The organism is Streptomyces sp. W16 (assembly GCF_033194735.1).
GTDB lineage: Bacteria > Actinomycetota > Actinomycetes > Streptomycetales > Streptomycetaceae > Streptomyces.
The window spans coordinates 1-2,387 of the sequence record NZ_JAWOAI010000892.1 but is presented as its reverse complement, the minus strand read 5'-3'; the positions used below and the strand labels follow the sequence as shown (position 1 = coordinate 2,387).

The 2,387-nt window shown below is 72.2% G+C and carries 3 protein-coding genes and 1 pseudogene; all 4 read left to right on the top strand.

The annotated features are described in order from the left end of the window. On the top strand, positions 1–168 hold a 168-nt coding region (locus tag R6V09_RS51030; protein WP_317888233.1), incomplete at its 5' end, for a DUF6643 family protein. Positions 169–210: 42 nt separating this feature from the next. Next, complete coding sequence (locus R6V09_RS51025; RefSeq protein ID WP_317888232.1) at positions 211–1,035, top strand: MOSC domain-containing protein; 825 nt, start codon at positions 211–213, stop codon at positions 1,033–1,035. 179 nt (positions 1,036–1,214) lie between these two features. Then, positions 1,215–1,820, top strand: a complete 606-nt coding sequence (locus R6V09_RS51020) for an Rv1733c family protein (protein ID WP_317888231.1) — start codon at positions 1,215–1,217, stop codon at positions 1,818–1,820. 106 nt (positions 1,821–1,926) lie between these two features. Then, positions 1,927–2,387 (top strand): annotated as a pseudogene (locus R6V09_RS51015) (right-handed parallel beta-helix repeat-containing protein); the annotation flags it as partial.

Here is a 2,387-nt window from a genome sequence, read left to right as displayed (position 1 = left end):
ATCCCGCAGCAGGCCCCGCCGCGCGGCTACGGCCAGCAGCAACAGCAGCCGCGTCCGATGGCGGCTCCGGCCGGCTACGAGGCGATGCGTCCGGCGGCTCCCCGCCCGGCCCCGGCGCCCTACCAGCAGGACCCGTACAGCAACAACCAGCAGTACCGCGGTTACTGATCCGCATCCTGCGCTGTCGGTGCCTCCTGGCACGATGGAGTGATGGGGAATGCGGAACTGCGGTCGATCCACGTTCATCCGGTCAAAGCGCTCCGGGGCTTCTCTCCCCGGGAGGCTCAGGTGGAGCCTTGGGGGCTGGCCGGTGACCGACGCTGGGCGCTGATCGACGACGGGGGAAAGGTCGTCACGCAACGCGAGCACCCGCGTCTCGCACTGGCCGCCGCCGAGCTTCTGCCCGGCGGCGGTGTTCGTCTGTCCGCGCCCGGCCTCGACCCGCTGACCGTGCCCGTTCCGGAGCCGGTCACCACCGTGGCGATGGAGATCTTCGGCACCAAGGTGGACGCGGTGCCTGCCCCGGACGCCGCGCGCCTGTGGTGCGGCGCGTATCTGGGGTTCGGGGTCCGTCTCGTCCACATGGACGATCCCGCCACGCGCCGCCCCGTCGACCCTGAGTACGGACTTCCCGGTGAGACGGTCGGCTTCGCCGACGGCTATCCGCTGCTGCTGACCTCCGAGGCCTCCCTCGACGCCCTCAATTCCCTTGTCGCGCAAGGCGATCAGCCCGCCGAGGGGCCACTGCCCATGAACCGGTTCCGGCCCAACGCGGTCGTGGCGGGTACGGCGGCCTGGGCCGAGGACGCCTGGTCGCGCCTCGCGATCGGCGAGGTCACCTTCCGGGTCGCGAAGATGTGCGGGCGCTGCGTGGTGACCACCACCGACCAGGGCACCGCCGAGCGCGGCAGGGAACCGCTGCGCACCCTGGCCCGGCACCGCCGTATCGGCGGCAGGCTCATCTTCGGGCAGAACCTGGTGCCCCTGTCCACCGGCACGATCCGCGTCGGTGATCCGGTCCGGATTCTCGCGTAGGCGGAGATCCGCCGATGGGGGTTCGGGTCGGGAACCCTCCCCGTGGGCCCGGTCGTTGAGATCCCGTGAGAAGTTCATGAGAGGCCCTGGGAGAGGTGATTTCGCTCTCTCTTCGACAGTGGTCTCGCGTGGAGGGCTGTGCCTCGGGTTATCACGGAGCGGGAAGGGGGTGCGGGACGGTGGGAGCAATCAGGGGTCTGTGGCGCTGGCGGCACAATCCGCTGCGTCGCGCGACCGATCTGGTCGAAGCCTGGCTGGCCCTCGTGGTCCTGCTGCTGGTCCTGGTCGCCGCGCCCTTGATCGGTTCGCTCGTCGGTGCCGTCGCGCAGGACACCCTGCAGCGGTCGGTGCGCGAGCAGCGCGCGGACCGGCACGTCGTGACGGCCACGGTGGTCAAGAAGCTGAAGGGTGCCGAGCTGGACCCCGACCCCGACTCGGCCACCGCGCGGGACGTCCGCAGCCGGGTCCTCGCCGACTGGACCGCACCGGACGGCACCGCCCAGCACGGCGCGGTGATGGCGAACCTCAACACCCCGCACACGGGCGACCACTTCAAGGTCTGGACGGACCGGCACGGCCGCATAGTGGCCCGCCCGCTGGACTCGGCCACGGCGACGACGCACGCCGTGCTCGCCGGGTTCGGTGCGGCGCTGCTGACCGCCGGGCTCGTCGACAGCGGCCGGCGGTTCGTGCTGTGGCGCATGGTCCGCCGCAGGTACGCGCGTTGGGACCGGGCATGGGAGCGGGCGGGCCCGGACTGGGGCCGGACCGGCACCGGCAGCTGACAGCCTTCCGGCTCTGGTCAACCCACCGCCCGCACGCACGCTACGGTGGACCGGCGAAGGCTTCGGCATCAACCCGCGTATCACGAGGTGGGGGCACAGCAGCGCCATGGCACAGGGCACGGTCCAGGTGACGCACACCGGTACATCGCGGTGGCGGCGCCGCACAGGTGAGTACGCGTCGCTCGCCGCCGCCCTGGAGGCCGCGGCCGAGGGCGACGTACTGACCGTCGCTCCCGGCACCTACCGGGAAAACCTCGTCGTGCAGCGGTCGGTGACCCTGCGCGGCCCCGAGGGTTCACCCGGCTCGGTGCGCATCGCGCCCCTGGACGGCGTGCCGTTGACCGTCCGTGCCTCGGCGGTGGTCCAGGACCTGCATGTCGAGGGCCAGGACTCGGCCGCGCCCGCGCTCCTTGTCGAGGACGGGGCACCGGAGTTGACCGATCTGCGGATCGTCACGCGCTCCGCGTCCGGCATCGAGGTGCGCGGCGGCGCCCGCCCCACCGTGCGGCGCTGCACCGTCGACAACCCGGCCGGCATCGGGATCGCCGTACTCGACGGCGGTGGCGG